At 53.7% G+C, this 3157-nt stretch carries 2 protein-coding genes and 1 pseudogene; all 3 read left to right on the plus strand.

Annotated elements, in window-relative coordinates:
* A partial coding sequence (locus ACRESJ_RS21275) for a DMT family transporter (RefSeq protein WP_431759660.1) occupies positions 1–767 on the plus strand: 767 nt, incomplete at its 5' end.
* A 91-nt stretch (positions 768–858) separates the two neighbouring features.
* Positions 859–1227: pseudogene (locus tag ACRESJ_RS21280) on the plus strand (LysE family translocator); the annotation flags it as partial.
* Positions 1228–1329: 102 nt separating this feature from the next.
* Positions 1330–2580 (plus strand): hypothetical protein, encoded by a 1251-nt coding sequence (locus ACRESJ_RS21285; protein WP_431759661.1) that lies wholly within the window; start codon positions 1330–1332, stop codon positions 2578–2580.
* The last annotated feature ends 577 nt before the right edge of the window (positions 2581–3157 follow it).

A 3157-nucleotide genomic window follows, 5' to 3' on the forward strand; every position in this document is an offset into this window, starting at 1 on the left:
ATCCAGTGTTCCTCACGGTCGCCCGCGCGACCATCGCTGCGGTCCTGGCGCTGTGCCTGCTGTGGTTGTTCAAGGAAAAACGTCCGGCGCGTGATCAACTGATACCGCTGATGATCGTCGCCCTGGGTGTGGTCATTGGTTTCCCTCTGCTGACGGCGCTGGCACTGCAATACGTGACGTCCGCACACTCCATCGTTTTCGTCGGCCTGTTGCCCCTGGCGACGGCGGTGTTTGGCGTTCTGCGCGGCGGCGAGCGGCCACGGGCGGCGTTCTGGGTTTTCTCGGTGCTGGGCAGTCTGCTGGTGGTCGGGTTTGCCCTGTCCCAAGGGCTGACCGCCTCCCCGCAAGGCGACATTCTGATGCTGCTGGCCATCCTTGCCTGCGGCCTGGGTTATGCCGAAGGCGCGAAGCTGTCTCGCACGCTCGGTGGCTGGCAGGTGATTTCCTGGGCGCTGGTACTGTCGCTACCGGTCGTGGCGGTGCTCAGCTGGATGCGCATGCCGGCTTCGTTCACCGGCATCAGCACGCCGGCCTGGTTCAGCCTGGCTTACGTCTCGCTGTTCAGCATGTTGATTGGTTTCGTGTTCTGGTATCGCGGCCTGGCCCAAGGGGGCATCGCCGCCGTTGGGCAACTGCAGTTGCTGCAGCCGTTTTTCGGCCTGACCCTGGCCGCCACCCTGCTGCATGAACAGGTCAGCCTCGGCATGCTGGGTGTCACCGTTGCCGTGATCCTCTGCGTCGCCGGGGCGAAAAAATTCGCTAGATAGCCCCTTGTACGGTGGTTTACGCCCGTCACTGTATGGGTCTGGCCAGCCCTTTGCTGTGATAAAAATAGCGCTCTTGATACAGGAGCCCATCATGGACCTCGCCACCCTCACCCTGTTTCTGCCGGCCTGCTTCGCCCTCAACATGGCTCCCGGCCCAAACAACCTGCTGTCGGTCAGCAATTCGACCCGCTATGGCTACCGCACCGCGTGTGTGGCCGGCATCGGCCGGTTGCTGGCGTTTGCCGGGATGATTGCCCTCGCCTCGGCGGGGCTGGCTGTGGTGTTGCAAACCTCTGAGCTGCTGTTCTACGCCATCAAGATCCTCGGCGCGGCGTACCTGTTCTACCTCGCCTGGCAATTGTGGCGCGCCGATCCGGGTGTGGAAAACGTGGTCACCTCAGCGCCCGTGGGCACCCTGGCGCTGGCCCGGCAGGAATTCCTGGTCGCGGCTGGAAAGCCTAACGATTGCTAATATAAATTTATTGAAGGACCGCTGTAGGAAATAGTCACTCGTAGTATCTTTGAGACCGGGGGCTATTCATACCATCAGAAGGAGTCGATCTTGGGGCCAATCACTTTATTCGATAAGTCTTTTCTGCAGGCGTTAAGCACTGACGAGTCGGTCTGGTTTGACAATTATTTTTATCCCGTTATTGCGCCCCTGTTTTTCATCGAGACCTTGGCAGATTTGTGGAAAACACCAAGGGAGGGAAAGTCTGCGGAGGATGAGGTTGGGATCATTGCCGCAAAAACGCCTCAAATGAGCGGCGGCCCCTGCTACTTTCATCACGACCTCTGCGTTCAGGACTTACTTGGTAATCACGTCCCAATGAACGGACAAATACCTCTGGCCAACATGCGTCGGGTCGTACGCGATAACAAGGAGGGAGCCATTGCAGAGGTTACGCCAGAAGCCAAAGCATTTCAAAGATGGCAGGACGGCAGGTTCTACGACGTTGAACGTCTTTATGCCCGAGAGTGGCGTCGTCAGGTTGAAAACATAGACCTAACGGTAATTGAGCGCGCCATGAAACAGCTCGGTATCAGCTCAAAAACATGCAAGACACTGGACGCGGCAATCAACCTCGCTGACCAATTCCTCAATGGATTAACAAAAACTACCTCCCGCTTCGACGCAGCACTAGAAGTTTTAGATGTTCCGACTCCCATGAGACGTCATGTCAAAGAACGCTGGAAACGTAAACGCAAACCATCGTTGCGAACGTTTGCTCCATATGCGGCTCATGTACTGCGGGTTGAGTTGTTTTTCAGCATCGCCGTGGGCGCTAACTTAGTAGCGAGCACTCGGGCAAGCCACAAGGTGGATATTGCCTACCTCTACTACCTTCCGTTCTGCACTCTTTTTGTTTCTACTGACAAGCTACATCGGCAGTGCGCCCCATTGTTTATGCGCACAAACCAAGAGTTCGTTTGGGGAGGAGATTTGAAAGCAGATCTAAGAAATCTGAACATTTACTTCAGCGGCTTACCAGAAGAAGTGAAACAGCAGGGAATTTATAAATTTGCAAATCGCCTGCCAGCAGAATCCAAAGGGCTCATCCGTAAATTATTCGAAAGGCACACGCCGAATCTGCTGAAAACACCAGAAACTGTAGACCCGGAAAAAATCGACAAGAATGCCCGCACAAATCTACTTGACGATATGAAACTCTGGGAGTCTGCACCAACGATGGCTACCGGTGACCAAGCGTCTGCTGGAGAGCTAGAAACTATGATAATTAAAAGAGCGATCAGCCGGAATCGAGGTTCATGGGTTCAAATAGGCCCCGAAATCGTTGGTGACGGCACATGACAATTGTGTTACAGGAGCGAGCAAGCATGGCTAATGGATTCGCCTTTTAACCTTGGATTGCCAATAACCATAGTACAGCGTTTGCAACACTCATATTGCTTTCACGGTACCTGTTGTGGTGCATCGACCGGTTGAATGCACAACTGAAAACAGCTACCAGGTCTGGGCGAATTCAAGCTATGCCCCAGCAGGCCTAATGATGGGCAATATAATTTCCACCCTCACCTTGCATCCCGATTATGGATTGGACCGATTAATTCCAAGAGCCTCTGAAACCAAGACCTCCAGCTGCCTTCGATTTTGTCTGCACCAGTTATGTACTGCTGATATCTGTCAGACTTGCCACCGCACATGTTGGTTTTTCATCCCTGACTCAGAATGGTAGGCTACCTGTCGCAGTTGTTTTTCTTCTTCACTACGCGCTATCCTCTATCGTCTAGGCTCACAACCACTGTTCATCAGGCCTTACAAGTCGGAGATCTTATGTATGGAAGAACAAAATACCGGCCTTAATATTAACGCCAACTTAGAACCCGTCCTAGCTGCGACACCGGTTGGCATTCGATATATATTTAAT

The organism is Pseudomonas sp., from assembly GCF_050739655.1.
GTDB lineage: Bacteria > Pseudomonadota > Gammaproteobacteria > Pseudomonadales > Pseudomonadaceae > Aquipseudomonas.